Consider the following 25,414-nt stretch of genomic DNA (forward strand, 5'->3'; position numbering starts at 1 on the left):
ATCACCGCAGTAGCAGACAACAAATACCCTTTGTTGCAGTCGAACAACGCAAATCCGACATCGCATGCAAGATATGGGAGTATGGGTAGATACATTGGTTCGGCTTTGGAATACTGCAATTCGATGCTGCACCGGGCCATTCACTCATTACCGTGCCGGCTTCGCCTTCTGCTCGCATAGGGCCTGTCATCCACAGGTTGGCGATTAGTCGGTAGACCGCACCGGGTAACCACTCCCAGTAGCATTGCTTTCCGTATCTTCCCCCCACAAGGTGGTCGGTCCGGATACGGTCTCCCATAAGGCGGCCGTAGCCCTCCCCCATGCATTACATCCTTCCCCTGCTAATTCTTCTGGCTCTACCCGCACCACTCCCTTGCTTTCTGTTTTGTTTTTGCAGGTTCCAAAGAAAAACAGCCTCCGGGCTGGAAGCTGTTTTCAACACCGTATAGCTGACGCGCAGCAGATCTCTTCACAGGTCAGGCGAGTCGCCAGGCAACCGCCTCCCCCGCCCGCAGCGGCACCAATGTATCCGACCCTACATAGGGCAGTTCCATTGCCACTCGTGTCTCTTCCTTCACCAAGGTGATCGTGTCGTCATTGGCAGGTAGACCATAGAACATTGGCCCGAAGCGGCTGGCGAAGCCTTCCAGTTTGTCCAGCGCCCCTAATGTATCGAAGGCTTCCGCATAGAGTTCAATACCATTGTTGGCGGTGTACATACCGGCGCAACCACAGGCTGCTTCTTTGGTCGATTTGCCATGCGGAGCACTGTCTGTACCCAGAAAGAACTTCGGGCTGCCGCTTGCCACCATGTCCATCAACGCTTCGCGGTGGATTTCACGCTTAAGCACAGGTAAGCAATAGTGGTGAGGACGTATGCCCCCTTGGAACAAGGCATTGCGGTTCATCAACAGGTGGTGGGCCGTAATCGTGGCTGCCACGTTATTACCGGCGCTCCAGACAAAATTGGCTGCCTGCTTGGTGGTGATATGTTCAAACACCACCCTCAAGGTCGGCAGCTTCTCAAGCAAGGGCTTCATCACGCGGTCAATAAACACCGCTTCGCGGTCGAACACATCCACGGCGGGGTCGGTGACTTCGCCATGTACCAGCAAAGGCACACCCAACTCGGCCATCGCAGCCAACGTCGGCATGGCTTTGTTGATATCTGTCAGGCCAGCGTCCGAGTTGGTCGTGGCCCCAGCCGGGTAGAGCTTGACGGCCTTCACAAACCCGCTTTCCTTGATCTTGGCGATCTCCTCGGGTGGCGTCACGTCGGTAAGGTACAACGTCATCAAGGGTTCAAACTTCATATTGGCAGGCACAGCCGCCAGAATGCGCTCGCGATACGCAGCGGCTTCTTCCACCGTACGTACCGGTGGCTTGAGGTTAGGCATGACAATCGCGCGGCCGAAACGGCGGGCGGTATCGGGCAATACGGCTTTCAGTGCTTCGCCATCTCGCAGGTGCAGATGCCAGTCATCGGGGCGGATCAAAGTAAGTTGCGTCATGGAATGGTCCGGGGAAGCGGCAAAAAGGTTAGCGGCGGGTCAGCCAGAACAGGAATTTGCCATCCTGCTGTTCCTGGTGGCTCAAGGTGTGGCCGGTCTGGCGGCAGAATGCCTCGAAATCACTCGGGGTACCTGGGTCAGTGCAAATCAGCTGCAGTACCGTGCCGCTGGGCAAATCAGCCAGGGCTTTCTTGGCGCGCAGGATAGGCAGAGGGCAGTTCAACCCGGACAGATCAACAGTCAGATTGGATTCGGGGGCGCTCATGGCAGGCTCGCAAAATGAAATTTTTGCTATTTTACCCGTCGTAAGACCTGCCGCGTGTTCATGCTGCAACGTCTGGCCCCACAGCCAGGTGGCCGAGCCCGCAAGCCAGCCGTATCATACGGGTTCAGCATTTTCAAGGATATTGTCCGTGACCGAACGCAGTGAACTCTATCCCGCCATCGAGCCCAATCGCAGCGGTATGCTGCCGATCGATGCCACCCATACCCTTTATTGGGAAGAATCAGGCAACCCCAATGGGGTACCGGTGTTGTTCCTGCATGGCGGCCCGGGCTCTGGTGCAAGCCCCAAACACAGACAGTTCTTCGACCCTGCCTTTTACCGCATCGTGATTTTCGATCAACGTGGTGCAGGCCGCTCCACGCCAGTGGGCGAATTACGCGACAACACCACCCAGCACCTGATCTCTGATATCGAATACCTGCGTGAATTGCTTGATGTGGAAAAGTGGCTGGTATTTGGCGGCTCGTGGGGGTCTACCCTCGCACTGGCGTATGGCGAAGCCCACCCGGACCGTTGCCTAGGCTTTGTACTGCGCGGCATCTTCCTTTGCCGTCAATGGGAAATCGACTGGTTCATGCGTGGCATGCGTCAATTCTTCCCCGAGGCTTGGCAACGATTTGCCGGCTTTTTGCCTGAAAGCGAGCACAACAATCTGCTAAGCAGCTACCACAAATACCTGAACAACCCGGACCCAGCCGTACATATGCCCGCAGCCAAGGTCTGGAGCGTTTACGAAGGTGAATGTGCAACGCTGCACCCGGACCCTGCCGTACTGGCCAATTACGGAGCTGACGGCGTAGCGCTGGGCGTTGGGCGGATAGAAGCACACTACTTCGTCAACCATATCTTCCTGCCGGAAAACGACTTGCTGGCCCAGGTCGGCAAAATCAGCCATCTGCCCATGATCACCATCCAGGGCCGCTATGACGTGCTGTGCCCACCGGTATCGGCATGGGAGCTACACCAGGCATGGCCGGGTTCGACACTGGAATTCGTGCAGGATGCAGGCCACTCGGCTTGGGAACCGGGTATTACCCGAGGTCTGGTGAGGGCGTGTGAGCGGATGAAGAAAATCCTCACTTAGGAACCTGTTGCGATCTTACTGCGCAGCCTTGGTCAGGGCTTATGTGCTGCCCGAAAGCCCACGCAAGGGGGAACGCCCAAATAGAAAAAGCCCGAATTAACCGGGCTTTTTCTACATCCTTGATAACGGAGTTCAAGTACCGCCAGTATCCAGCTGTTTCTGAACATAAGGCGCGGCAGGTCCCTTTGGCGCCAACGCCAAGTAGGTGCGGTAGGCTTTATTCGCCTTTTCCCGATCACCCGATTTCGCGTAGGCGTCGCCAAGGTTTAAATACGCTATGGCACGCGAAGGGTCGGCTTTGATCGTGTTTTCAAACCAGCGTGCGGCCTCAACATATTTCTCTTGCCGGTAATAGACGAAACCCAGGTTATTCGCAGCCAGGGCAAAGTCAGGCCGTAGCTTCAGCGCCTCGGTAAACTGCTGCTCTGCTTCTGCGTAATGCTTTTCCTTGTAGAGCTGTAAGCCTCTATCGTTAGCACGCTGAGCAAGTTGCCGGGTGGAACTGCTTACCAGTGGGGGTGGCGCCAGCGTGCGCTCCTTACCTTGCAAGTCCTTGACTGTGACAGCCGCAACCGCCAGTGCTTTCCCTGCCTCGACAGGTGGTGTAGTCGGGCGAGTGGCATCGAGCTTCTGGTTGAGGGCAATCGCATCGCCACCCAGCTGGCTGGTGCCTGCGCTGAGGAATTCCGTATCGGCAGGCAATTCAAAGACGAAGTCCCCACCTTCCGACCCGGGCAAACTGCCAAAAGCTGGCGTCTGCGCGGAAACCCCGGCAACAGCAGGCGCCACATAGGCCGCCAGTTCCGTCGCAGTGATCAATCCATCGCCATTCAAATCGCTCTTACCATTCAGGCCCTGCAGCAAAGTCCAGGTGAAGATCGAATGCCCGCCCGGGCCGCCATCCGCCACCAGCTGATCAGCACCGCCGGCCGTCAACATCTGCCGCCCCAGACGCTTGGCATTCTCACGCAGGAAGCTGTTGCTGGCACCTCGCGTCAACCCCAAACCGCTGTAGCAGGCATCCATCACGAAAAATACATGCTTGGCAGCCAGACTCTCGGCAATGTTCTGAATCTCCGTCATCGGGATAGCGTCGGTTGCCGTTCCTTCCGGGTCTGCATCGACGGGGATGATGTAGCCGATATCCCGCCCTGAACTGAGCTTACGGGTGGCACCGTGCCCTGCGAAGAACACAAACACCCGGTCGTTCTTCTTCAGCCCGCCATGTGCCAGCTTGTCATGGAATGCCGCCAAAATGCCGTTGCGGGTTGCCTCGCCATTTTTCAGGGTCAGCACCCGCTCTGGCGCGAACCCGAACTTATCCAACAGAATCTGCCGCATGGAATCGGCATCGTTAACCGCGTATTGCAGCTTGGGCCATTTGGCGTAGTCGTTGATGCCGATAACAATCGCCCAGGAATCCGCATAACCCGTTGTGATGGTCTTGGTAGCAGCTACAGGGTCTTCACCTTTGGCGCTGTAATCACTGCCATCCCAGCCAGCAAAGCGATACCCCTCGGCGACTAGCCGGTCCAGGATCAATGGCAGGGCTTTGATGGTGCGTTCGTGAATATCGTGGAACAGGATGATACCTCTGCCCTCTTTGTCCACGCTGCGCAAAACCCGGTCAGCAATCGAACTGGGAACCGGGTCAGCCCAGTCCAATGAGTCGATATTCCACATTACCGAACGTAACTTCGCTGCAGACAGTGCCTGCATGCCCTCCTTGTTACGCGCACCGTAAGGGAAACGGAACAAGGGCTGGCGCTGTTTGTCGACCGCCTGTAACAACACGTCGGTATTGTTGATCTCCGCCTTGAGCGCATCACCGGTTTGTTTCGACAGCTGAATATGGGAGTAACTGTGGTTGCCCAAGGCATAGCCATCGGCCATCAGCTTGCGGCTGATCTTGGCATTGGGCCCTAGGCGTACATTGCCCTTCGCATCCAAGGTACCCAGATTACGGCCCACCTGGAAAAAGGTTGCGGGCACATTGTATTGCTTGAGGATGGCGACAATTTCCTCCGTGTACTGGGAATGCGGACCATCATCAAAGGTCAGCGCCACCGTTTTCGGCGCCATCTGGTAACCGAATATCTCCTTGTTGCCTTCATCGCGCGGCAATTTGGGATACGGCGTGATGACGCCAAAGTCCTTCAAGATCTGCTCGCGCTTGTAGCGGGTGTTCAACTTCGCTAAATAGTCTTCCCATTTCTCCCGCTTAAGTACAATCGCGCGGGTATCGAAACGGCTGAATATCTGGCTGATTTCCCGCTCGTACTGGCGTTCGATCTCCGCCAATGCGTCCAGGTCTTCTCCAATGCGTTTGTGCAGTTTGATTGCCTGCAGGCTACTGTCACGCGCAACACTGCGCTGCAAGCTGCGTAATAACTCGCGAAACGCCAATCTGTCGGCGTCAAACAGGTTGGGGTCCGATTCGATATAGTTGAGCAGGCTATCCATCTGTTGAAAACGTGCAGTGCCTGACGATTGGACCAAGTTGTCCAATTGGTCGCCCAGCTTTGCTTCCTGCTCCAGCTTGTCGTGAAACAGCGCTTGACCAACCGTGGTCGCAGTCTGCCGCTCAGCCTCGCTCAAATTCTGCTCATCTGCGAGCAATACAATGATCTTGCGATAGTTACCCAATACTGTCGCCAAAGCAGCCAGGTCGGCTGTCGGACCAGCTTCCGCAACGGACTTCTGGCTGGGTTGAGCATCGGTAGGGGCCGGAGAATTGCTGGATGCTTGTAATAGGCGGTAGCCGACAGCTGCACTGGCAAGAATCAAAATGACGAACAGAGCGACGTATTTTTTGGGCATGACTAAAGCGTGCTACGAGCCTGTATGAAGGTTGTTTAGCCCCAACGATACTGTGTTGACGGCAACCTAGAAATGCTCATTTAACCCATGCAAATCAATACTATGCAATTAATTTTCCTTGGCCTTCTTAGAACCTGTTCAATATCTGTCGCGAGCCGCTGTCAGCAGGGTGAAGCGCAGCGCAGAAGCCTGAATGTACTGGAGTACATGAGGACTTCGAGCAGCACATGGGCCCTGATCACAGCTGCGCAGTAAGATCGTGAACAGGTTCTTAGCGCCAATCCAGCACTAGACCACCTCCTCAACCCAAAGCATGGCCTCAAGCTGAGCAAGGTTTACCTCAGACTTGGTGACATTCGCGGCCGCAAAAAGGGCTGGGTCTTCCGCCAAGTTGCCATCCTCACACATCAGGGCAAGATTCAATAAAGGACCGAACCGGCCTTTACGTTCCAGCAGCGCCTGGTTGACATCGGCTGGCAGATTGAGCTTTTCGAGTATCTTGACCATGGGTTGGCGCAAGAGCGGCTCCAGCATCGAGAACATGCCAACGGTGAAAAGCAGGTCCAGATCAGCACGCTTGAATTGCTTCGCCCCAAGCGTCTCCATCATCCGGGCACGGACCAAGGCGGTTTCCAAGAGAATGTCCTGGTCACCCTCCTGCCGCTCATGACCGAAGAGCAGCAGTGACAACCACCGATAAAGCTGCTTGTTGCCAAGCACGATCATCGCCCTATCCAGCGTATCAACCTTGGTCACCAAGCCTGCACCGGGTGAATTCACAAAACGCAGCAGCTTGAAGCTGAGCATCGGGTCGTACTTCATGGCATTCGCCACAACCGTCGCTTCGGCATCGGCCCGTACCAGGTTCAGAACTTCAATCAGACGCAAATAGCTCGCATCCACCGCATCGGCTTCAGACAATTCCTTGCAACGCAGGTAGCTGCCCTGCAGGTATTGCACCTGCATCTGCCGGCACACTTGCAGCTCTTCGTAGAAATGGATATCACCCACCAGCACGGCCGACTCAGGCGCAGCCTGATTTACCGCCGAAATTGCCTGCGACAGACGGGTCAGGTCGTACTCGGCAACAGAAAGCTTGTGAAAATCCGCCAACGGCAATAAGCCCATCAGTTCAGGCACCAGCGGGAAACTGTCGAAGCCTAACTGAAAGCCCTGATCTTTCAAGCCTTGCAACAAACCAACATGGTCGATTGCATTCTGAAAATATTCCTCGTTGTAATGCACCATCAACACAAACCGGCCATGCGGCAGCTTTGACAGGAAAGGACTTTCAAGTGCCCAGACCGATACTTCCAACACAATTCGCTTGGTACCGAAGGCTTTGGTCGCCTCTTCCGCCAGGAAATTGCGCAATAGCACTTCGTCGTACAAGCGCAGGACCGAATTGGCCATCTTGGATTTACGCTTGAGGACGCTATCGCGCAGTCGGAAGTTGTAGCCCATGATCTGCAGATCACGATCCACAACGATCTCGCGCTGCAACATGGTTTCTGTATGCGCACCCGCCACAAAGCCCGCCTCGCCCGGCGCAGCCCCCAGGCCAACACCCACAACCGGCTTGCTGGTGACTACTGGCTTGCTAGCTACCGGTTTGGTTGCAGGGGTGGTTGGCGCATTGTTCTCGCCAAAGAGCTTCTTGATCAGCCCTGAAAACATAAAGGCCTGCCGTTTCCTGCCTGTGCTGGCTGCGATTTGGATAGCAGCATTATAGGCAGAAACAACAGGCCTTCCTGGACGGCAAAAACCGCTTAACATCTCTTCACAGTCTTACTGCGCAGCTGTGATCAGGGCTTATGTTTGCTCTGAATCCAGCTTACAACCGCTCGTGACAGACTTTGAACAAACTTCCTAACCAGTAAGCTTTTCTAAAGCTTCGCGGTACTTGGCAGCCGTCCGTTCGGCGACTTCTTTTGGCAGAGCCGGCGCCGGTGGCGTCTTGTTCCAACCCGTGGTTTCCAGCCAGTCACGCACAAACTGCTTGTCGTAGCTTGGCGGATTGCTACCTGGCTGATATTGGTCAGCTGGCCAGAACCGGCTTGAATCCGGTGTCAGGGCCTCATCCATCAGGCACAGCGTACCGTTCTCATCCAGACCAAATTCGAACTTGGTATCGGCAATGATAATACCGCGTGTCGCCGCGTATTCACTGGCAGCCATGTACAACTTGATGGCTGTGTCGCGCACCTTAGCGGCAAGCTCCGTACCAATGAGGTCCGCAGTCTGTTCGAACGAGATCGGCTCATCATGGTCGCCCACGGCGGCTTTGGTCGAAGGGGTAAAAATCGGCTCGGGCAGTTTATCCGCCTCACGCAATCCAGCGGGCAATGTCACACCGCTGACAACGCCAGAAGCCTTGTAATCCTTCCAACCGCTACCAGCCAGATAGCCACGCACCACGGCCTCAACTGGCACCGGCTTGAGCCGCTTGCACACAACAGCACGGCCTTCTACCTGCGGCCGGTCCTCTGCGCTGACCACATCTTCAGGCTGCTCACCAGTGAAATGGCTGGGCACCACATCCTTGAGCTTGTCGAACCAGAAGTTGGAAATGGCTGTGAGTATTTTACCCTTGGCAGGGATAGGCTCATTCAGGATGACATCAAAAGCAGATAGCCGATCGGTCGCGATCATCAACATGCGTTTGCCGTCGATCTCGTATAGATCGCGCACCTTACCGGAGTAGATCTTCTTCAGACTGGTCAGATTGGTAGTGGTCAGGCCGTCCATGCCATGTTTCCCTAGATATCAGGCTAAGAACTTGTTCACGATCCTACTAGGTACCGCCGTGATCAGGTGCTTAGCACTAACAGATTACAAATGTCAGGCAGAGCGCCCAACTTACATCAGATCAAAGCGTATCCTTGATGGCCTCAGCCTGCGCCAGTGCATTCTCTGCCGAGTCTGCCAACACACAGTAATGCCCCATCTTGCGGCCAGGGCGTGCTTCCTTCTTACCGTAAAGATGCAAATGCACATTCGGCGCCTGCATCAGCACACTCCAGTTCGGTTCCGCACCATCATCCTTCCAGACGTCACCCAACAGGTTCACCATGACCACCGGGGACATCAGGTCCGTCTTACCCGGGTACAAACCACACATGGCACGCACCTGTTGTTCATACTGGCTGGTCAGGCAGGCATCGATCGTGTAATGGCCAGAATTGTGTGGGCGCGGCGCAATTTCATTCAGTACCAGCTCGTCACCATCCAGCACAAAAAACTCCACGGCCAGCACACCGATATAGTCGAGCGCTTCAGCCAACTGAATTGCCATCTGCTGGGCTTTGGCCGCCACGGCTGCATCCACCTGCGCCGGGACAATGCTGACATCCAGAATGCCCTTGGCGTGGCGGTTTTCTGAAACAGGAAACACTGCCACTTCGTGCGTATTCGTCCGGGTAACGATGGCCGATACTTCGCAAACCAACGGCAACATCTTTTCCAATACACATGCCTGACCACCAAGGTCCGCATAGGCGGCACGGGCATCTGCCGCAGTCGCCACCCTCACTTGCCCCTTGCCGTCGTAACCAAGCCGGGCAGTCTTGAGAATACCGGGCAAATAAGGTCTCAGATCGTGGTTCAGGTCTTCAACCGTCTCCAGCGCCAGATAAGGGGCTGTAGCCAAGCCCGCTTTGCGAATCCAGCTCTTTTCCAGAATGCGGTCCTGAGCAATGGCGACGCAATCGCCAGAGGGGCTGACTGGAACATGCTGGGCCAACCATCGCATCGAATCGGCGTTGACGTTCTCGAATTCCGTGGTGACCGCAGCACAACTTTCTACCAAGGTCTTCAGGGCAGCCTGGTCGTTATAAGCTGCGCACAGGTGTACATCTGCAAAGTCAGCAGCAGGCGCGTTGGCATCCGGGTCAAGTACCGTAACGCGATAGCCCATGGTCTTTGCAGCGACGGTAAACATGCGGCCAAGCTGGCCACCACCTAGTATGCCCAGCATCGCGGGCGGCAATATGGGTTTGGTCGCCATGCTTACTCGACTTCTGGCAGGCTCATAGCCAACACAGTGTTCTTCTGGTCTTCGCGGAACTGGTTCAGCTTGATACGCAGATCGGGGATTTCATTGGCCAGCATCGCCACAGCGAACAAGGCGGCATTCGCAGCCCCCGCCTCACCGATCGCAAATGTCGCCACAGGAATTCCCTTAGGCATTTGCACGATCGACAGCAACGAATCCTCACCACGCAGGTATTTGCTTGGAACAGGCACACCAAGAACCGGCACAACCGTTTTGGCAGCCAGCATGCCCGGCAGATGGGCAGCACCGCCAGCACCCGCGATAATGGCCTTCAGGCCACGCGCTTCAGCGGTTTCGGCGTATTCGTAGAGTAGATCAGGTGTACGGTGGGCAGAGACGACACGCGCCTCGAATTGAATGCCAAAGGCTTTGAGCTGGCGGGCGGCATGTTGCATGACTTCCCAGTCAGAATTGCTGCCCATGACGAGGCCGACTTGGATCATCGGAAAATCCCCTGTTTCAAAAAGTGGATTCTACAGAAAATCGCATTTCTGCCAAAACCCACCAGTCTGATGGCTGGTTGCCACACAAGTTGCGGTGCTTCCCCGATGAATCAGCTTTACACATATGTATCTGCAAGATCGTGCTGCACTGCAGGTTAGCAACCATATGTACTTCCGCAGCAAGATTGGCATCGTAAAAACGGCCTGTCTCATGACAGGCCGTTTCCGGATCGCACCAATGGGGATACGTGATTCGTATCCAGGCTTGAATCAGAGGTTATAGGCTTTCTCGCCATGCGAGGTCAGATCCAGCCCTTCGCGTTCCTCATCTTCCGGTACACGTAGGCCGATGGTCAGATCAACCAGCTTATAGGCGATAACCGAAACAACCGTTGACCATACCAGTGTCGTCAGTACACCCTGGGTTTGTATCCATACTTGGCTGCCCATGGAATAACCTTCGGCGACCTTATTGGCTACATTGTCCCAGATGCCTGTACCACCCAGGGATGGGTCGGCAAACACGCCGGTCAGAATGGCGCCCAAAATTCCACCTACGCCATGGACCCCGAACACATCCAGTGCGTCGTCTGCCCCCAATAACCGCTTCAGACCGTGTACACCCCACAGGCAAACCACGCCAGCAATCGAACCGATAGCCATTGCGCCAATTACACCGACAAAGCCACAGGCAGGGGTAATCGCAACCAGTCCCGCCACAGCGCCCGATGCCGCGCCCAGCATGGAAGGCTTACCCTTCCACAACCACTCGACACACAACCAGGAGAACGCCGCAACCGCAGTCGCTATCCATGTGTTCAGAAAAGCGAGAGCCGCAACCCCGTTGGCCTCCAATGCAGAACCCGCATTGAAACCAAACCAGCCTACCCACAACAGTGACGCACCAACCATGGTCATGGTCAGATTATTCGGGGTCATCGCTTCTTTGCCATAACCCAGACGTTTACCTACGAAGTACGCACCGACCAAACCTGCCACAGCCGCATTGATATGCACCACAGTGCCACCGGCAAAATCAAGCGCACCCTTTTGGAATAACCAACCCGCGGTGGCGGTTGCTGCATCTGCCGCCGCTTGGCTGATATACGCATCCGGACCAGTCCAATACCAGACCATATGCGCCATGGGCAGATAGCTGAAGCTGAACCAGAGCACCACGAAAGCCAGCACCGCTGCAAATTTGGCGCGTTCGGCAAAGGCCCCGACGATAAGTCCGCAGGTAATCGCCGCAAACGAGCCTTGAAACACCACATAGATCAGCTCTGATATCGCTACGCCCTTACTGAAGGTTGCCGCCAGCGAATCCGGCGTCACACCTTTGAGGAACAATTTGCTGAATGAGCCGAAGAAGGCGTTACCCTCGGTAAACGCCACACTGTAGCCATACGCAACCCACAGTATGGAAATCAGCGCGAACACCACAAATACCTGTACCAGTACGCTGAGCATATTCTTCGAGCGCACCAGGCCGCCGTAGAAGAGCGCCAGACCAGGGATGGACATCAAAATCACGAAGGCTGTGGCAACAAACAGCCAGGCATTGTCACCCTTGTTGCTTGTCGGCGTTGGTGCTGCAGCCGGTGCAGCACCTGTCGTGGGTTCAGCAGTAGCAGCAGGTGCCTGTACTGCATCGCTTACCGCTGTTGTCACTTGTTCTGCTGAAACAGCGGTACCAGCCGCAGTGGCTGGTTCATCCGCCCAGGCGCTCCCCAGACTCATCGCGCCAGCCAAAGCCAGTGCCGTAAGTAGCTTTTTCATGACTCAGTCCTCCCTTAGGGCTTACAACGCTTCCGCGCCGGTTTCACCGGTACGGATACGAATGACTTGCTCAAGGTCGAAGACAAAAATCTTGCCATCGCCGATTTTGCCTGTATTTGCCGCCTTCTCGATCCCCTCGATAACCTGCTCCAGGATGTCTTCTCTCACGGCAATTTCCAGCTTTACCTTAGGCAGAAAGTCCACCACATACTCTGCACCACGATACAGCTCGGTATGGCCTTTCTGGCGGCCGAATCCCTTGACCTCGGTGACAGTCACTCCCTGTACGCCTATGGCGGACAAAGCTTCACGCACTTCGTCAAGCTTGAACGGCTTGATAATGGCGGTAACGAACTTCATCTTCGCTCCTTTGAATGGACAGGCCACTAACTCGACAAGGCACGAATAGCACGTGTCATGCCAACAAATATCCTATTTATTATCAATAATTTAGATAACAACCCATCGAGCTAGCGATCATAACCGCACAGTTTCAGTGCGCATCTATTTACCATCGCGCGATACTGGTGCATCGGAAACATGCCCCCATATATATGCCCATAGCGCATTTCAAAACTTGTGTTACACAGGTGGTTACTCGTGACAGGCCCTGAACAAGTTCATAGACTGCACCTCAAATCACTTACCCAAGGAGAAATCCCATGCTGGCCCAACGCCTGTTCGATGAAGTAAGCGGCAAGATCGCCGATGTGATGGCCACAGGACCAGCACGTGATATCGAGAAGAACCTACGTGCGGTGCTCAGCGCCAGTTTCGCGAAGCTCGATTTGGTTACGCGTGAAGAGTTTGAAGTACAGCAAGCAGTACTCGCCAAGACACGTGAAGCGCTGACTGCATTGGAAGCGCGTGTTGCAGCCCTTGAAGCACGCAATGCAACGGCTATTGCAGCCGCAGAAAACCCACAGGATGACTTTTAGAATCTGTTTGATCTTAGAACCTATCTAAAGTCTCGCGAGCTAGAGCAAGACAAGGCGAAAACAGCCGAGGAAGCGGAGTTTACGTGTGGTAAATGAGCATTCCGAGGGTGTTTTTAACGCCGTATTGCTAACGCATAGCAGACTTTAAACAGGTTCTTACTGCGCAGCAGTGATTGAGGTTGCGACAAGGTTTCAAATGAAAGAAGCCACCCGGTCGGGTGGCTTCTTGCCAGCTTAAGACTTCTTACCCAAGGCGAGCGAAAGCCCGTTCTGCTGCAGATACCGTAGCGGCGATGTCTTCATCAGTATGGACTGCCGACACAAACCCGGCTTCATACAAAGCCGGTGCAATGTATACACCTTCGTCCAGCAAACCATGAAAAAAGGCATTGAAACGCGACTTGTCGCTGCTCATCACATCCGCATAGCACTTAGGCGGGGTTGGTGTGAAATACACACCAAACATACCGCCTACCGAATCGGCAGAGAAGGTCTGCCCCGCAGCACGCCCAGCAGCCTGTAAGCCTTCTGCCAGCGCACGTGTCTTGGCAGTCAGTGCGGCAAAGAACCCTGGCTGGCGAATCAATTCCAGCGTGGTAATTCCCGCTGCAACCGCTACCGGATTCCCACTGAGCGTACCTGCCTGGTAAACCGGGCCCAGCGGCGCAATCTTCGCCATCACGTCGCTACGGCCACCAAATGCCGCCAATGGCATACCTCCGCCCACAACCTTACCCAGTGTGGTCAGGTCAGGTTTGACATCATGCAGTCCCTGGGCGCAGCCAAGTCCCACACGGAAGCCCGTCATCACCTCGTCGTAAATCAGCAGCGCACCATGCTTTTCAGTCAGCCTGCGCATAGCAGCAACAAATTCGACCGAAGGCCGCACCAGATTCATATTGCCGCAGAAGGGCTCGACGATGATGGCTGCAATCTGGTCACCCTGGGTAGCGAAAACCTCTTCGAGCTGAGCCGCATCGTTATAAGCCAGCACCACCGTGTGCTCCGCCACCGAGGCCGGCACACCGGCGCTGGAAGGGTTGCCAAAAGTCAGCAAACCGGACCCGGCCTTGACCAGCAGGCTGTCCGAATGGCCATGGTAGCAACCCTCGAACTTGATCAGCTTGTCACGCCCCGTAAAGCCACGCGCCAGCCGGATAGCACTCATGGTCGCTTCGGTACCGCTGGACACCAACCGAACCTGCTGCATGGAGGGCAACATCTCACACAACAGATCCGCTAGGTCAATCTCACGTTCGGTAGGCGCACCAAAACTCATTCCCTGTGCAGCTGCTTGTTGAACCGCCTCCACTACCGCCGGGTGGGTATGACCCAGAATCAGCGGTCCCCAGGAACCCACATAGTCGATATAACGCTTGTCATCGGCATCCCACACGTACGCGCCGCTACCACGCTGGAAAAAGCGTGGCGTACCACCAACCGCGCCAAAAGCACGTACCGGTGAATTCACGCCGCCAGGAATATGGCGTTGCGCACGCTGAAACAACTGTTCGTTCTTGCTCATGGGAAATTCCGATCCGATCAACTCGCGCAGAATGCGCTCAATGAGACTGTCCCATCACAAGGACAGGAACAAGGAAAACTGTATTGCGTCAGGCAGACCGATTCTCGGGCCAGGTTGGCCACGCCTGCTTGCTCAGATAGGCATTGGTATAGCGCGGGTCTTCGGTTACTTCCTCACCCAACCAATCGGGGCGTACATAGGCTTCCGACTCATCATTCAACTCGATCTCAGCCAGCACCAAGCCCGCATTCTGGCCAAAAAATTCGTCTACTTCCCAAAGATGCCCGTCCCGCTGAATACGATAGCGCTTCTTTTCCACCAACATCGGGCACATGGCTGCCAGGATTGTCTCGGCATCCTGCAAGGGAATCGGGTATTCGAATTCGTGGCGCGAGACATTGGAGATATTGGATTTCAGCGTCAACCATGCATCGTCGCCTTTTATTCGAACCCGCACCGTCCGTTCACGCTCGACCGACAAATAACCCTGCTTAAGCCATTCGCCTTCCACCAAGCCACGCCAACTATCGTCTTTTAACTTAAAGCGGCGCTCAATTTCTTTAGCCATCCTGCACCTCAAAAAGGCTTCACAACCACCAAGATGACAATTGCCATCATCAACAGGGTGGGGACTTCGTTGAACCAGCGGTACCAGACATGGCTACGTGTGTTACGCCCTGCGGCAAAGTCACGCACCAGCATGGCGCAATAGACATGAAAGGCGATCAATACCAGCACCAGGGCCAGCTTGGCATGCAACCAACCGCCACCAAAGCCCCATTGCAGCCATAACCACACGCCCAAGATGACCGCTATCTTGCCCAGAATCGTCGTGAACCGTAGCAACTTGCGTTGCATCAGTTGCAATTGCGCCTGCGTAGCGGGTTCGGTTGCCATAGCATGGTTGACGAATAAGCGTGGCAGATAAAGCAGCCCCGCCATCCAACTCATGACAAAGATAATGTGAAAAGCTTTAACCCAGAGCATATGCCTCTTCCAGATGAAAGCAGCCGGCGAAAACCGGCTGCATCTTACTTTAGGTACTGCACCTTGGACTGGTTCTTGAGAAGTTGTTTCCATAAAAGGAAAAACCAGAAGGCTAGTTCTTCTTACGGGCTGCCTGGTAAAGCGGCATTACCTTGGGAATATTGGCTTGCAGCTCGCTGATGCGCGTCTCGTTTGATGGGTGAGTGGAAAGAAACTGTGGCGGCTGGCCTTTTGAGGCTGCACTCATCTTTTGCCATAGCGAAATAGCAGCACCGGGGTCGTACCCGGCACGTGCAGCCAGCTCGATGCCCATGGCGTCGGCTTCCGACTCATTCTGGCGACTGTTCGGCAGGTTATAGGCGACATCGGTCACTTTACCCGCAAGGCCGATATAGCCGTCGTATTGGCCCTGAGTTACTACCGAGAGCAATTTGGCACCCATCTGCTGTGCATAGGCTTTGCTCATGCGTTCACGGCCATGCTCGCGTAACGCATGGGCCATCTCATGTCCCATGATGGCGGCAATTTCGTCATCGTTAAGCTTGAGCTTTTCGATGATGCCAGTGAAGAACATGATCTTGCCGCCCGGGGCGCAATAGGCGTTCAGCTCTGGGCTGTCCTCCACATTGACCTCCCATTTCCAGGCCAGTGCATCCTTACGAAACACGATTACCTGCGGGATCAAACGCTTTGCCACCGCCTTGACCCGACCCGTGATGGCAGCATCTTTGTTCAGGATACCTTTACTCTGCGCCTGCTTGAGCGTAGCCGCATAGGATTCGGCAGCCATCTGATCAACCTGCTCGGACGACAGCATCGTAAACATGGTCTGCTTACGGTGAACGCCGATAGCCCCACCCTCAGTGGTATTGACTTGCTGACAAGCGCTCAGCAAAAGACCAGCGCTTAAGCCAAGCAAGGTAAAACTGCGTTTCAACATGATCGAACCTCCAAAACATAGGTGGCAAAAAGCTGGCCGCGCTGTTTGCACAACACATCTGCGCTCAGATTTCCACCATCTCGAAGTCTTCCTTACGTGCACCACAGTCTGGGCAAGTCCAGTTCATTGGCACATCACTCCATAGCGTACCGGGTGCAATACCATCGTCAGGATGGCCGGCGGCTTCATCGTAGATAAAGCCACAAATCAGACACATATACTTTTTCATAGCTGAGCAATCGAGGGGAAGGACACGATGGGCTAAAATTCTAGCGTATTGTCCAACCTTGGCCGCTGTTTTGTCATGATCCAGCCCAAGTTATCCACTCATTTCAAGATAGCGCTTCATGAATCCAGCTCCCCCCATTGTCCTCGTCTTCGCAGCAAACGACCCTTCTGCAGGGGGTGGCTTGGCCGCAGATATCCTGACTTTGTCATCTCTCGGTTGTCATCCCTTACCCGTCATCACGGCTGTAACCGTACAGGATACCGCCGGTACCGAGGACTTCCTCGCCATTGAAGCGGACATGGTGTCTGACCAGGCGCGCTTTCTATTGGAAGACATGCAGATTACCGCCATCAAGGTCGGTGTAGTCGGCAGCCTGGAGAATCTGACTGTCGTCGCCGAAATCGCTGCGGACTATCCGGACATCCCGCTGATTCTGGACCCGGTGCTCACCACGGGCGGTAGCGACGACTTTGCTGACGAGGAAATGATCGGTGCCATCCGTGAGCTCCTGCTGCCGCATACGACCATACTCACCATCAATAGTCTTGAGGCGCGCCATCTGGCCACTGACGACCCCGACGAACAAGACGATATGACCATGGATGAGGCTGCGCTGCGTATTCGGCAATTCGGTACGGAATATGTATTGGTCACAGGCACCCACGAAAAGACATCAACGGTGAACAATGCCTTGTTTAACCGTTCCGGCCGGGTGCGGTTGGATAGCTGGGAAAGGTTGTCTGGCAGCTACCATGGCGCGGGCACCACTTTATCCGCAGCGTTCGCCGCTTTCGTCGCCAACGGTATGGATATTCCGCAGGCTGCGCGTGAAGCAGAAGACTACGCGTGGCAAACGCTACAAAATGCGTATCGCCCTGGTATGGGGCAACAGATACCCGACCGATTGTTCTGGGCAAGGCCTAAGCCTGAGGACGAAAAAGACGCAGCGCTGGAATAAGCCAACGGTAGCACCGAAGAACTAAGTCTGCTCACGATACGACTATGCCAATGCATGGAGCTTGTGTGCTACCCAAATGCCCCGCACAGAATATAAGCAACTATGTATCGGGGCTGACCCATAACGAGAATTACAGCTTCTTAAGTTCTTTTTCTGCTTCCTTGGCTGCTTCCGTACCCGGATAGCTGGTTACCAGTTCTTTAAAGGTTTTGGCAGCAGTCTTTCGGTCACCCATATCTAACTGCAGGCTACCCATGGCGCGCAAAGCATCGGGCGCCTTGGCGTGATCACGATACCCGTCGACAAGTTTACGGAACGACACCAATGCCCCCTTGCCATCACCCAAACGGGCATGGGCCATACCCAGCCAGAACAGGGCATTTGGTGCTGCCTGTGTCCCAGCATACTTGCTGCTGACTTCGTTTAGCGCAGCCATGGCGGGCTTAAGCTTACCCTCACGATACAGACCGTAGGCTGCCTCATAGGCTGTCGCAGCCTCAGCCTCTGACTGGGCACTACGTGCATGCGATAAAGGGTTACCCCCGGACGGCACACCCTCTTCTATCGCCCGCAACCTGCCATCAAGGTCCACATACAAATCCTGCTGGCGCTTCTGCAGATTCTGTAAATTGAATGTGATCACTTCCAGCTGCCCACGCAACTGGGCAATCTGCTGATTCAACTCCCCCATCTGGCCCAACACCTCGACCAATTTTTGACCACTGCGGCTATCAATCTGGTCAATGCGGCGTTGCTGCTCATTTAGCCGGTTTTCGTGTTGATTACGAATCTCGGAAATCTGTTTACGCGCTTCATCGTCATCAAACAAACCCGCATGGCCAGGTAGGGCCAGCGCACTCAGCAAGGCAAAAGGTAGTAGCCGGTTCAGCATGCTTGGACTCCATGATAAAACGCCCCGTACAAGAGCACGGGGCGCTATTTGACTTCGAACCTATTCCATCTGCCGCAAAAACCGGTTGCACGGTCAACAGCAAGATCATTAAATAGGTCCTAAGCTCCTCTAGCAAAGCACCAGAGCTTACTCGCCGTCGTAAACCATATCAGCACGACGGTTCTCAGCATAACTGCCTTCGTCATGACCGGTAGCACGTGGCTTTTCTTCGCCATTGCTGATGGCTTCGACTTGCTTGTCCTGAGCGCCGACAGTGCTCAGAGCACGGCGTACGGCTTCAGCACGCTTCTGGCCCAACGCCAGGTTGTATTCACGGCTGCCGCGCTCGTCAGCGTTACCTTCGATACGCATCGAACGGCCTGGGTTGGAAGCGAGGTAACGGCCATGAGCCTCTACCAACGCAGCCTGGTCGGCACGGACATCGTACTTATCGTAGTCAAAGTACACACCACGCTTGGACAGCACGTTCGACGGATCCTTCAGCGGGTCCAGTTTGGCTGGCTCGACTGGCTTGTAAGTATTGTCGACCGGTGTTGCAGGCTTGGTATCCACCTGCACAGGCTCAGGAGTCGGAGCAGGTGCTGGCGTGCTGGCACATGCAGTCAACAGGGCGAGCAAAGTCGCGCTGGCAAGTGTCTTTTTCATCATGAAGGGTTTCTCCTTGAGTGTAATTAGGCAAAAAGCCGCAAAATCAAATAGCTTAGCGGACTTTGAAGTACGCGTGGGCTTTAGGGGTTGAAAGGTAGACGAGTGAGCGGAAGCTGGCCAGCATACGGCCCCCACGCTGGCTCACGCACATCGCCCTCGGCCATCAAACGTTGTTTGACCAGGCCATCGCTCGACACCGTTGCCAACGTTCCACGACCACCAACTTCAGAGGCATACAGAATCATTTTGCCATTGGGTGCAAAACTCGGCGATTCGTCATAGCTGCCACTACTCAGCGTCAAAGTCTGGCGATTGCTCAAATCCAATGTCGCAACCCGGAAACCACCCGTCTCGCGCCGAATAAATGTCAGCGTCTTTCCATCGGCAGAATAATGCGGCGAGACATTATAACTGCCCTCAAAGCTGATACGTTCTGCATCACCGCCCAGCAGCGACGCACGATAAAGCTGAGGGCTGCCGCCACGGTCAGAGGTAAAGACAATAGACTGACCATCTGGTGAAAACGTTGCCTCGGTATCAATACCCGGGCTACGCTGAATACGCCGCTGCGCACCGCCCTCGGCCGGTATCAGATAAAGCTGGGAGATACCATCCAGCGTCAACGTCACCACAAGACTGCGCCCATCAGGTGACCAGGCCGGCGCACTGTTACTGCCTTTGAAAGCAGCAACTGCCTTACGGGTGCCCGCATATAAATCCTGCACAAAGACAACTGGCTTCCTGCGCTCAAAACTGACATATGCCAGACGACCGCCATCAGGCGACCAGCTTGGGGACATGATGGGCTCGTTTGCGGCCACCACTGTCTGCGGGTTCTGACCATCCGCATCTGCAATCTGCAAACTGAAACGCTTACCCTGCTTCTGGACAAAAGCGATGCGGGTAGCAAACACGCCTTTATCACCCGTCAACAATTCATAGATCTGATCGGCAAGTTGATGAGCTGCACGGCGCAGCTGGTTTGGCTTGGCAACAATCTCGAAACTGGCCAGGTGTTTCTGGCCGAGGTTGTCAAAAACCCGGAGGCGAATGTATGTCAAACCAGCGGCATCCACCCTTACCGAACCGACGGTAAGGCTGTCGGCCCCTCTGTCACGCCAAACCGGCAGCTCAACCAAAGGCGATTCCGACGGCACCACGCCACCCGTCTCAACCAAATTGAAGCGGCCACTGCGCGCCAAGTCAGCACGAATCACCGCAGTGATTGGCTCTTTAAGCTGCGCTTCACCCGCCATGTCAGCCACGGCAATTGGAAACTGGCGAGCGCCAGCACCGGTTACCTCAATGGTCACATCAGCCCAGGCAGTAAAGAATGCCAGCAGAGCAAATACATACAGGATGCGAGGCAGCTTGATCAGAGACATATTCAATCGTTGGCCTAAGGTTTTAGTCGATATTTCAGTTTATGTTGCCGCAATGTACGGAACTCGACCTCTGCGGGCAATGGCGGATACTGGGCTGCACGCAAAATAGCACGCAAGGCAGCCTCATCAAATGCTGCACTGCCACTGCTACGGATCAACTTTGCATCCAGCACAGTCATATCCGGTAACAAACGCACTTCAAACTCAGCTTCCGGATTACCAGCGCCATCGTCGGGGTAACTCATGTTGCGACGGATTTTATTCCGCACCAATTCCATGTACTGCTCGAAAGCCTTGGCCGCTGCACTCGCTTCCGCAGCCTGCTGACGCTTCTCCAACGCATTAAGCGCTGCACTTGCATCAATAGGCGGAGCCTTCAACTTACCAGCCTTATCGCTTTCCAGCTTGCCTTGCCCACTCTCAGTCTTGGGAGAAGTTTTGCTAGGCTGAGGTTCCGGCTTTTTCTGTTCCGGCTGCTTGGGCGGTTCGACTTTCTTTACCGGCTCTGGTTTAGGTTCCGGTTTAAGCTTTTCCGGCTGTTTTACCGGCTTTGGCTTTTCCTCTGCAATATCCGGGCGCTTCGTGTGTTGCGTCTCAGGTTCATTCACATGGCGCGGCGTAGGTGGCGTTGGCCGCACCTCTGTTTCTGGCTTTGGAGACGCCTCCAACTCGCCAGCCCACAATTCCACCTGCGTCGGCGCAGCCGGCTTGGTATGCCATTGCAATCCGAAAAACAGCATAGCTGCTATCAGACCATGCATCAGCACCGCCAGCACAAAAGAGAGCGCTCGATGCTCCTCGAGTCGATCTGTATGGCTCATTTTTGAGGCTGCACCGCCAGACCGACGCGATCCACGCCGTTCTTCTTCAAAGCATTCATTACCTGAATCACCGCGTCGTAACGGACTTCTTTATCGGCTGCAATCACCACCGGACGAGCTTGGCTTACCGTGCGGGCTTTCACCGCCACCACCAAGGCATCTGCATCCGCAATTTCAGTTTTCTCTGCACCATCCGCCAGAATCAACGTGCCCTTGGCATCAACTTCCACCCGGATTGGTTTCACATCCAACGCACGATCTGCCTTGTCCACCGATGGCAGATTCACCACGCCAGGCTGCAACATCGGCGCGGCGACCATAAAAATAACCAACAGCACCAACATCACATCGATATAGGGCACTACATTGATTTCCGCCTTGATGCGGCGAACACGACGAGCCATATCTCGCTTCTCAATATTGTTTGACGCGGAAACCGCGTGCTTGCAACAAGGCCAGGATGCTATCGGGACCAACCAGATGGCCTGCACCGACAATCACGAGCGGAACACCTGTCCCAGCCAGGTTGATGATTTTCTCGACCATTGCACGGTTACGCCGGGCAAATAGCTTCTCATTCATACTGCGCAGAGCAGGTGTATCTGGCTGGCTGGCCTCAAGCAGCGCTTGCATGCGCTCACTGTCTCCGTTTCGCCACGCTTCAACCATCTCCTCCAGCAGCGACTTCATTTCATTGCGCGCCAAGGTGCCTGTCGTGGCATCCAGTAAGGCGACGGCCTCTTCATCTGTAAAGCCGTTCATGACCGCAAACTGGCCCTGAAGAGACTCCAGCTCCGCCACCACTTTTTTATCCTGCTTGGCACGTTGCAGAAAATGCATGTCCACACCATGCTGGGGCAAAAAACCCTGGGCTTGCATACCGACTGCCGATAACGATATTGCCAACAACCAGGGCTTCATCCTCTCAACATGCTTACGGGGCAAGGACAACTGCTTCAACACGATGTCGAGCTGCTGGTTCTGGTCCGGGGTCAGGAAGTCACTTACCGATTTCGATTCTGGCAACAGCGCCTGAGGCAGCAGCGTTTTCATTACGCTCGGGTCGCTGATGTCCGCTTCAACAACCACACGATCCGCTTGGACATAAGCCGCTTCCATAGGCTCGGGCAGAGGATAGAAGTCTAGCTTGCCCACATGAATGGAACCCAGCAACCAGACCCGCTTACCAGCATTTTCCGCTTCCCACAGAAACAACCCGCCTGCCTGCGCCGCTAGCGCAGTCAGCGCCAGCAGGCCGATCAGTAACTGGCGCACTAATCGCTGCAGCACTATCTGGCCGCCTGTCGTTGCAGGATGTTGGAAAACTCTTCCATGAAGCTTTCAAAGCGGTTCGCCAGCTTATCCACATCGTGGGCAAACCGGTTGTATGCCACCACTGCCGGAATAGCTGCAAACAAGCCGATAGCCGTCGCCACCAAGGCTTCTGCAATGCCAGGCGCGACATGGGACAAAGTAGCCTGCCCCACGTTCGACAAGCCCAGAAACGCATTCATGATCCCCCACACCGTGCCAAAAAGGCCGATATAAGGAGAAATCGAGCCCACAGTAGCCAGGAAGTTGGCATGCGCATCAAGGCGGTCCACTTCCCGCTGGAAAGCGGCCTTCATGGCGCGACGGGTACCATCCATCAAATCGCTCAAGTCGAGCCCGGTTTGACGGCGTAGTTTCAGAAACTCGGCAAATCCGGCTTCGAATACCTTTTCCATCCCCACACCATGACCTTCACGATTGATCTGCTGGTACAGGGAATTCAGATCCGATCCACTCCAGAATGCAGTTTCAAAGCTGTCGGTTCTCTTCCGAGCATGGTTCAAACCAAACCACTTGGAGAAGATAAACCACCATGACATCAGTGATAACACCAAGAGCACCAGCATAACCAGCTGTACCGCCAAACTGGCGTCACTGATCAGGCTGAAGATGGACATATTGTTTTGAGTCAATGAAGCTTCCAAACGGACTTTCCTTCTGATTGATTCTGGTGCGTATCCAAAATGTGGAACCGCACATTATTAGGTACTAAAGCTGAGCACAAGCTGAACAACAATTAATCGCAGTACGCTCAGCAACAGCTGATTATTCCGCCGGCTTAAGCCCAAAGTGTTCATAGGCGATCAGTGTAGCCATCCGCCCTCTCGGGGTACGCTGCAGTAGACCCTGCTGTATCAGGTAGGGTTCCAGCACGTCTTCGATGGTATCGGACGCTTCACCAATTGCTGCAGCGACATTATCCAACCCAACAGGACCGCCTCCAAACTTCTCGATTACCGCAGAGAGCAATTTCCGGTCCATGACATCCAGCCCGGCATGATCCACATCCAGCATGGACAAGGCCGCATCGGCCACTTCACGGCTGACATGGCCATCGTATTTCACCTCAGCGAAATCCCGCACACGCCTTAGCAACCGGTTCGCAATCCGCGGCGTACCTCGGGAACGCCTTGCCACTTCAAATGCCCCCTGCTCGTCGATACGTACATTGAGCAATGCTGCGGACCGCGTAACAATACGGGTCAACTCTTCAGGCGTGTAAAACTCCAAGCGGGCCACAATACCGAAGCGATCACGCAATGGATTGGTCAACATCCCTGCCCGCGTGGTTGCGCCAACCAGGGTGAAGGGCGGCAGGTCCAGCTTCACCGATCTTGCAGCCGGGCCTTCACCGATCATGATGTCGAGTTGAAAATCTTCCAACGCAGGGTAAAGAATTTCCTCAACAACCGGCGAGAGACGATGAATCTCGTCAATAAACAGCACATCATGCGGTTCAAGATTGGTCAGCATGGCAGCCAAATCACCCGCGCGCTCCAACACCGGGCCAGAGGTTTGGCGCAAATTCACACCAAGCTCACGGGCAATGATATTGGCAAGCGTTGTTTTGCCAAGGCCAGGCGGCCCGAACAAAAGCACATGGTCTAGCGCTTCACCGCGTTGCTTGGCTGCCTGGATAAAAATCTCCAACTGGCCACGCGCTTTTTCCTGCCCCACATACTCGTCCAACTGCTTGGGCCGCAACGCCCGCTCCAACGCTTCCTCCTGGCTGGACTGGCGACTGGGCGCAACAATGCGTTCCGTAGTACTGGCAAGATTATCGGACTGAATCATTATTTCACTGTCTGGGTATGCTATTAGGGAAGCAACCAAATGCTTTGTTCAAAATCTCGCAAATCATAGTAAATACAACGTAAAAGCCATTCTCGGAATGCGCATTTACCCTGTGTAGACCCTACCTCTTCAGAAGTTTTCGCCTTACCTTATCCGAGCTCGCAAGACTTTGAACAGGTTCGATGGATTTCTAAAATATCTGTGACGGTCGCTAGTATTTCGCCATGCATTGCGACATTTTGCACTGCTGCGCACAACATTGCTTTCACTTTCTTATCAAAGACCTGCAATCACAATGGCTACACCTTGGCCAAAGACTTCAGGGCCTGGCGAATACCGTCGTTGACACCTATCTCTTCCGGCAACTGCTTGATGGCGGCCTCCGCTTCCTTGGCGTTGTAGCCAAGTGCCAGCAGCGCATTGGCGACATCGTCCTTCGCACTTGCCTGCACTGCAAACAGGGTAGTTGCAACCTTGGCTTGCAGAGGCGTTGTCCCTACCAGCTTGCCACGCAACTCCAGCACCAAACGCTCGGCCGTTTTCTTACCGATGCCTGGTACTTTGGCAAGGCGGGCGGCGTCCTCCCCCTCCACGGCCGTAGCAAGTTCATCCGCCGTCATACCAGATAACACCGCCAGTGCGATCTTTGGGCCGATACCACTTACCTTGACCAATTGGCGAAAGGTTTCACGTTCAGTCCGGCTGGCAAAGCCGTATAAAAGCTGAGCATCTTCACGCACCACGAAGTGCACATACAGCGAAGCAAGCTCTCCAGCATGCGGCAAGACGTACAGCGTGGACATTGGCACATCCAGCTCGTAACCCACTCCGTGAACATCCAGCAAAATATGGGGAGGGTGCTTCTCCAGCAACGTGCCGGTCAGTTTGCCGATCATGGCGGACTTTCTATCAAATCGAGTTCGAGAATAAAAGACTAGGACCTGCTCACGATGCCGCTGTGCGACCG

At 54.7% G+C, this 25,414-nt stretch carries 27 protein-coding genes; 3 read left to right on the forward strand and 24 right to left on the reverse strand.

The genetic code is table 11. The features are described 5' to 3' along the window. Position 1: 1 nt before the first annotated feature. The 3 genes from ACUHMQ_RS03145 to ACUHMQ_RS03155 form a co-directional block, all read right to left on the reverse strand. Positions 2-322, reverse strand: coding sequence for a hypothetical protein (locus ACUHMQ_RS03145; protein WP_445293990.1), 321 nt, complete (start codon positions 320-322; stop codon positions 2-4). Between the two features lie 154 nt (positions 323-476). Beyond that, positions 477-1,511 (reverse strand): dihydroorotase, encoded by a 1,035-nt coding sequence (gene pyrC / locus ACUHMQ_RS03150; RefSeq protein ID WP_445293991.1) that lies wholly within the window; start codon positions 1,509-1,511, stop codon positions 477-479. A gap of 28 nt (positions 1,512-1,539) precedes the next feature. Further along, positions 1,540-1,776: a sulfurtransferase TusA family protein gene (locus ACUHMQ_RS03155; RefSeq protein WP_445293992.1), complete on the reverse strand. Its 237-nt coding sequence runs from the start codon at positions 1,774-1,776 to the stop codon at positions 1,540-1,542. Between the two features lie 148 nt (positions 1,777-1,924). On the opposite strand from ACUHMQ_RS03155, the gene pip reads away from it, so the two are divergent. Further along, positions 1,925-2,881 (forward strand): prolyl aminopeptidase, encoded by a 957-nt coding sequence (gene pip / locus ACUHMQ_RS03160; protein ID WP_445293993.1) that lies wholly within the window; start codon positions 1,925-1,927, stop codon positions 2,879-2,881. 132 nt (positions 2,882-3,013) lie between these two features. Here the strand turns inward: pip and ACUHMQ_RS03165 are convergent, their stop codons facing one another. The 7 genes from ACUHMQ_RS03165 to glnK all read right to left on the reverse strand — a co-directional run bounded on the left by ACUHMQ_RS03165 (position 3,014) and on the right by glnK (position 12,337). Continuing rightward, a complete protein-coding gene (locus tag ACUHMQ_RS03165; protein ID WP_445293994.1) occupies positions 3,014-5,701 on the reverse strand; it encodes a polysaccharide deacetylase family protein in 2,688 nt (895 codons plus the stop codon). Positions 5,702-5,989: 288 nt separating this feature from the next. After that, positions 5,990-7,378 carry an EAL and HDOD domain-containing protein gene (locus ACUHMQ_RS03170; protein ID WP_445293995.1) on the reverse strand — a complete coding sequence of 463 codons (1,389 nt, stop codon included), beginning with the start codon at positions 7,376-7,378 and terminating at the stop codon, positions 5,990-5,992. A 192-nt stretch (positions 7,379-7,570) separates the two neighbouring features. Continuing rightward, positions 7,571-8,449, reverse strand: coding sequence for a phosphoribosylaminoimidazolesuccinocarboxamide synthase (locus tag ACUHMQ_RS03175; RefSeq protein WP_445293996.1), 879 nt, complete (start codon positions 8,447-8,449; stop codon positions 7,571-7,573). Between the two features lie 121 nt (positions 8,450-8,570). Then, a complete protein-coding gene (locus ACUHMQ_RS03180; protein ID WP_445293997.1) occupies positions 8,571-9,707 on the reverse strand; it encodes a 5-(carboxyamino)imidazole ribonucleotide synthase in 1,137 nt (378 codons plus the stop codon). A 2-nt stretch (positions 9,708-9,709) separates the two neighbouring features. Beyond that, complete coding sequence (gene purE / locus ACUHMQ_RS03185; protein WP_445293998.1) at positions 9,710-10,198, reverse strand: 5-(carboxyamino)imidazole ribonucleotide mutase; 489 nt, start codon at positions 10,196-10,198, stop codon at positions 9,710-9,712. Positions 10,199-10,468: 270 nt separating this feature from the next. Next, positions 10,469-11,977, reverse strand: a complete 1,509-nt coding sequence (amt, locus tag ACUHMQ_RS03190) for an ammonium transporter (RefSeq protein WP_445293999.1) — start codon at positions 11,975-11,977, stop codon at positions 10,469-10,471. Positions 11,978-11,998: 21 nt separating this feature from the next. Further along, positions 11,999-12,337 carry a P-II family nitrogen regulator gene (gene glnK, locus ACUHMQ_RS03195; protein WP_445294000.1) on the reverse strand — a complete coding sequence of 113 codons (339 nt, stop codon included), beginning with the start codon at positions 12,335-12,337 and terminating at the stop codon, positions 11,999-12,001. Positions 12,338-12,639: 302 nt separating this feature from the next. Here glnK and ACUHMQ_RS03200 point away from each other — a divergent pair, with 302 nt between their 5' ends. After that, a complete protein-coding gene (locus tag ACUHMQ_RS03200; RefSeq protein ID WP_445294001.1) occupies positions 12,640-12,915 on the forward strand; it encodes an accessory factor UbiK family protein in 276 nt (91 codons plus the stop codon). Positions 12,916-13,159: 244 nt separating this feature from the next. Here ACUHMQ_RS03200 and hemL read toward each other — a convergent pair whose 3' ends face one another. From hemL to ACUHMQ_RS03225, 5 genes are all read right to left on the reverse strand, one after another. Beyond that, on the reverse strand, positions 13,160-14,440 hold the full coding sequence (gene hemL / locus ACUHMQ_RS03205; protein WP_445294002.1) for a glutamate-1-semialdehyde 2,1-aminomutase: 1,281 nt from the start codon (positions 14,438-14,440) through the stop codon (positions 13,160-13,162). Positions 14,441-14,528: 88 nt separating this feature from the next. Further along, on the reverse strand, positions 14,529-15,008 hold the full coding sequence (locus ACUHMQ_RS03210; RefSeq protein ID WP_445294003.1) for a CYTH domain-containing protein: 480 nt from the start codon (positions 15,006-15,008) through the stop codon (positions 14,529-14,531). A gap of 8 nt (positions 15,009-15,016) precedes the next feature. Next, positions 15,017-15,427, reverse strand: a complete 411-nt coding sequence (locus ACUHMQ_RS03215) for a CopD family protein (RefSeq protein ID WP_445294004.1) — start codon at positions 15,425-15,427, stop codon at positions 15,017-15,019. Between the two features lie 112 nt (positions 15,428-15,539). Next, entirely contained in the window at positions 15,540-16,367 is an 828-nt protein-coding gene (locus ACUHMQ_RS03220) for a M48 family metallopeptidase (protein WP_445294005.1), read from the reverse strand. 64 nt (positions 16,368-16,431) lie between these two features. Next, positions 16,432-16,596, reverse strand: a complete 165-nt coding sequence (locus ACUHMQ_RS03225) for a rubredoxin (RefSeq protein WP_445294006.1) — start codon at positions 16,594-16,596, stop codon at positions 16,432-16,434. A gap of 118 nt (positions 16,597-16,714) precedes the next feature. Here ACUHMQ_RS03225 and thiD point away from each other — a divergent pair, with 118 nt between their 5' ends. Next, on the forward strand, positions 16,715-17,554 hold the full coding sequence (gene thiD / locus ACUHMQ_RS03230) for a bifunctional hydroxymethylpyrimidine kinase/phosphomethylpyrimidine kinase (protein WP_445294007.1): 840 nt from the start codon (positions 16,715-16,717) through the stop codon (positions 17,552-17,554). 130 nt (positions 17,555-17,684) lie between these two features. On the opposite strand, the gene ACUHMQ_RS03235 is transcribed toward thiD, so the two are convergent. The 9 genes from ACUHMQ_RS03235 to ruvA form a co-directional block, all read right to left on the reverse strand. Beyond that, positions 17,685-18,446: a YbgF trimerization domain-containing protein gene (locus tag ACUHMQ_RS03235; protein ID WP_445294008.1), complete on the reverse strand. Its 762-nt coding sequence runs from the start codon at positions 18,444-18,446 to the stop codon at positions 17,685-17,687. Between the two features lie 147 nt (positions 18,447-18,593). Beyond that, positions 18,594-19,115, reverse strand: coding sequence for a peptidoglycan-associated lipoprotein Pal (gene pal, locus ACUHMQ_RS03240; protein ID WP_445294009.1), 522 nt, complete (start codon positions 19,113-19,115; stop codon positions 18,594-18,596). An 80-nt stretch (positions 19,116-19,195) separates the two neighbouring features. Further along, a complete protein-coding gene (tolB, locus tag ACUHMQ_RS03245) occupies positions 19,196-20,500 on the reverse strand; it encodes a Tol-Pal system beta propeller repeat protein TolB (protein ID WP_445294010.1) in 1,305 nt (434 codons plus the stop codon). A 14-nt stretch (positions 20,501-20,514) separates the two neighbouring features. Next, positions 20,515-21,321 carry a TonB family protein gene (locus ACUHMQ_RS03250; protein ID WP_445294011.1) on the reverse strand — a complete coding sequence of 269 codons (807 nt, stop codon included), beginning with the start codon at positions 21,319-21,321 and terminating at the stop codon, positions 20,515-20,517. Then, the gene (tolR, locus tag ACUHMQ_RS03255) at positions 21,318-21,725 is read right to left on the reverse strand and encodes a protein TolR (protein WP_445294012.1); all 408 of its coding nucleotides are present in this window, start codon (positions 21,723-21,725) and stop codon (positions 21,318-21,320) included. The genes ACUHMQ_RS03250 and tolR overlap by 4 nt, the downstream gene beginning before the upstream one ends. Positions 21,726-21,735: 10 nt before the next feature. After that, entirely contained in the window at positions 21,736-22,611 is an 876-nt protein-coding gene (locus ACUHMQ_RS03260; protein WP_445294013.1) for a TraB/GumN family protein, read from the reverse strand. After that, complete coding sequence (gene tolQ, locus ACUHMQ_RS03265; RefSeq protein ID WP_445294014.1) at positions 22,611-23,285, reverse strand: protein TolQ; 675 nt, start codon at positions 23,283-23,285, stop codon at positions 22,611-22,613. Before tolQ ends, ACUHMQ_RS03260 begins: the two co-directional genes overlap by 1 nt. A gap of 133 nt (positions 23,286-23,418) precedes the next feature. Continuing rightward, positions 23,419-24,447 carry a Holliday junction branch migration DNA helicase RuvB gene (gene ruvB / locus ACUHMQ_RS03270; RefSeq protein ID WP_445294015.1) on the reverse strand — a complete coding sequence of 343 codons (1,029 nt, stop codon included), beginning with the start codon at positions 24,445-24,447 and terminating at the stop codon, positions 23,419-23,421. Positions 24,448-24,746: 299 nt separating this feature from the next. Next, positions 24,747-25,343, reverse strand: a complete 597-nt coding sequence (ruvA, locus tag ACUHMQ_RS03275) for a Holliday junction branch migration protein RuvA (RefSeq protein ID WP_445294016.1) — start codon at positions 25,341-25,343, stop codon at positions 24,747-24,749. Positions 25,344-25,414: the final 71 nt, after the last annotated feature.

It is taken from the genome of Chitinimonas violaceus (assembly GCF_052601015.1).

Excerpts from the sequence above, each read along its gene's own strand:
- ACUHMQ_RS03145 (WP_445293990.1), bottom strand. The coding sequence starts at position 322 with ATGGGGGAGGGCTACGGCCGCCTTATGGGAGACCGTATCCGGACCGAC.
- pyrC (WP_445293991.1), bottom strand. The coding sequence starts at position 1,511 with ATGACGCAACTTACTTTGATCCGCCCCGATGACTGGCATCTGCACCTG.
- ACUHMQ_RS03155 (WP_445293992.1), bottom strand. The coding sequence starts at position 1,776 with ATGAGCGCCCCCGAATCCAATCTGACTGTTGATCTGTCCGGGTTGAAC.
- ACUHMQ_RS03165 (WP_445293994.1), bottom strand. The coding sequence starts at position 5,701 with ATGCCCAAAAAATACGTCGCTCTGTTCGTCATTTTGATTCTTGCCAGT.
- ACUHMQ_RS03170 (WP_445293995.1), bottom strand. The coding sequence starts at position 7,378 with ATGTTTTCAGGGCTGATCAAGAAGCTCTTTGGCGAGAACAATGCGCCA.
- ACUHMQ_RS03175 (WP_445293996.1), bottom strand. The coding sequence starts at position 8,449 with ATGGACGGCCTGACCACTACCAATCTGACCAGTCTGAAGAAGATCTAC.
- ACUHMQ_RS03180 (WP_445293997.1), bottom strand. The coding sequence starts at position 9,707 with ATGGCGACCAAACCCATATTGCCGCCCGCGATGCTGGGCATACTAGGT.
- purE (WP_445293998.1), bottom strand. The coding sequence starts at position 10,198 with ATGATCCAAGTCGGCCTCGTCATGGGCAGCAATTCTGACTGGGAAGTC.
- amt (WP_445293999.1), bottom strand. The coding sequence starts at position 11,977 with ATGAAAAAGCTACTTACGGCACTGGCTTTGGCTGGCGCGATGAGTCTG.
- glnK (WP_445294000.1), bottom strand. The coding sequence starts at position 12,337 with ATGAAGTTCGTTACCGCCATTATCAAGCCGTTCAAGCTTGACGAAGTG.
- ACUHMQ_RS03200 (WP_445294001.1), top strand. The coding sequence starts at position 12,640 with ATGCTGGCCCAACGCCTGTTCGATGAAGTAAGCGGCAAGATCGCCGAT.
- hemL (WP_445294002.1), bottom strand. The coding sequence starts at position 14,440 with ATGAGCAAGAACGAACAGTTGTTTCAGCGTGCGCAACGCCATATTCCT.
- ACUHMQ_RS03210 (WP_445294003.1), bottom strand. The coding sequence starts at position 15,008 with ATGGCTAAAGAAATTGAGCGCCGCTTTAAGTTAAAAGACGATAGTTGG.
- ACUHMQ_RS03215 (WP_445294004.1), bottom strand. The coding sequence starts at position 15,427 with ATGCTCTGGGTTAAAGCTTTTCACATTATCTTTGTCATGAGTTGGATG.
- ACUHMQ_RS03220 (WP_445294005.1), bottom strand. The coding sequence starts at position 16,367 with ATGTTGAAACGCAGTTTTACCTTGCTTGGCTTAAGCGCTGGTCTTTTG.
- ACUHMQ_RS03225 (WP_445294006.1), bottom strand. The coding sequence starts at position 16,596 with ATGAAAAAGTATATGTGTCTGATTTGTGGCTTTATCTACGATGAAGCC.
- thiD (WP_445294007.1), top strand. The coding sequence starts at position 16,715 with ATGAATCCAGCTCCCCCCATTGTCCTCGTCTTCGCAGCAAACGACCCT.
- ACUHMQ_RS03235 (WP_445294008.1), bottom strand. The coding sequence starts at position 18,446 with ATGCTGAACCGGCTACTACCTTTTGCCTTGCTGAGTGCGCTGGCCCTA.
- pal (WP_445294009.1), bottom strand. The coding sequence starts at position 19,115 with ATGATGAAAAAGACACTTGCCAGCGCGACTTTGCTCGCCCTGTTGACT.
- tolB (WP_445294010.1), bottom strand. The coding sequence starts at position 20,500 with ATGTCTCTGATCAAGCTGCCTCGCATCCTGTATGTATTTGCTCTGCTG.
- ACUHMQ_RS03250 (WP_445294011.1), bottom strand. The coding sequence starts at position 21,321 with ATGAGCCATACAGATCGACTCGAGGAGCATCGAGCGCTCTCTTTTGTG.
- tolR (WP_445294012.1), bottom strand. The coding sequence starts at position 21,725 with ATGGCTCGTCGTGTTCGCCGCATCAAGGCGGAAATCAATGTAGTGCCC.
- ruvB (WP_445294015.1), bottom strand. The coding sequence starts at position 24,447 with ATGATTCAGTCCGATAATCTTGCCAGTACTACGGAACGCATTGTTGCG.
- ruvA (WP_445294016.1), bottom strand. The coding sequence starts at position 25,343 with ATGATCGGCAAACTGACCGGCACGTTGCTGGAGAAGCACCCTCCCCAT.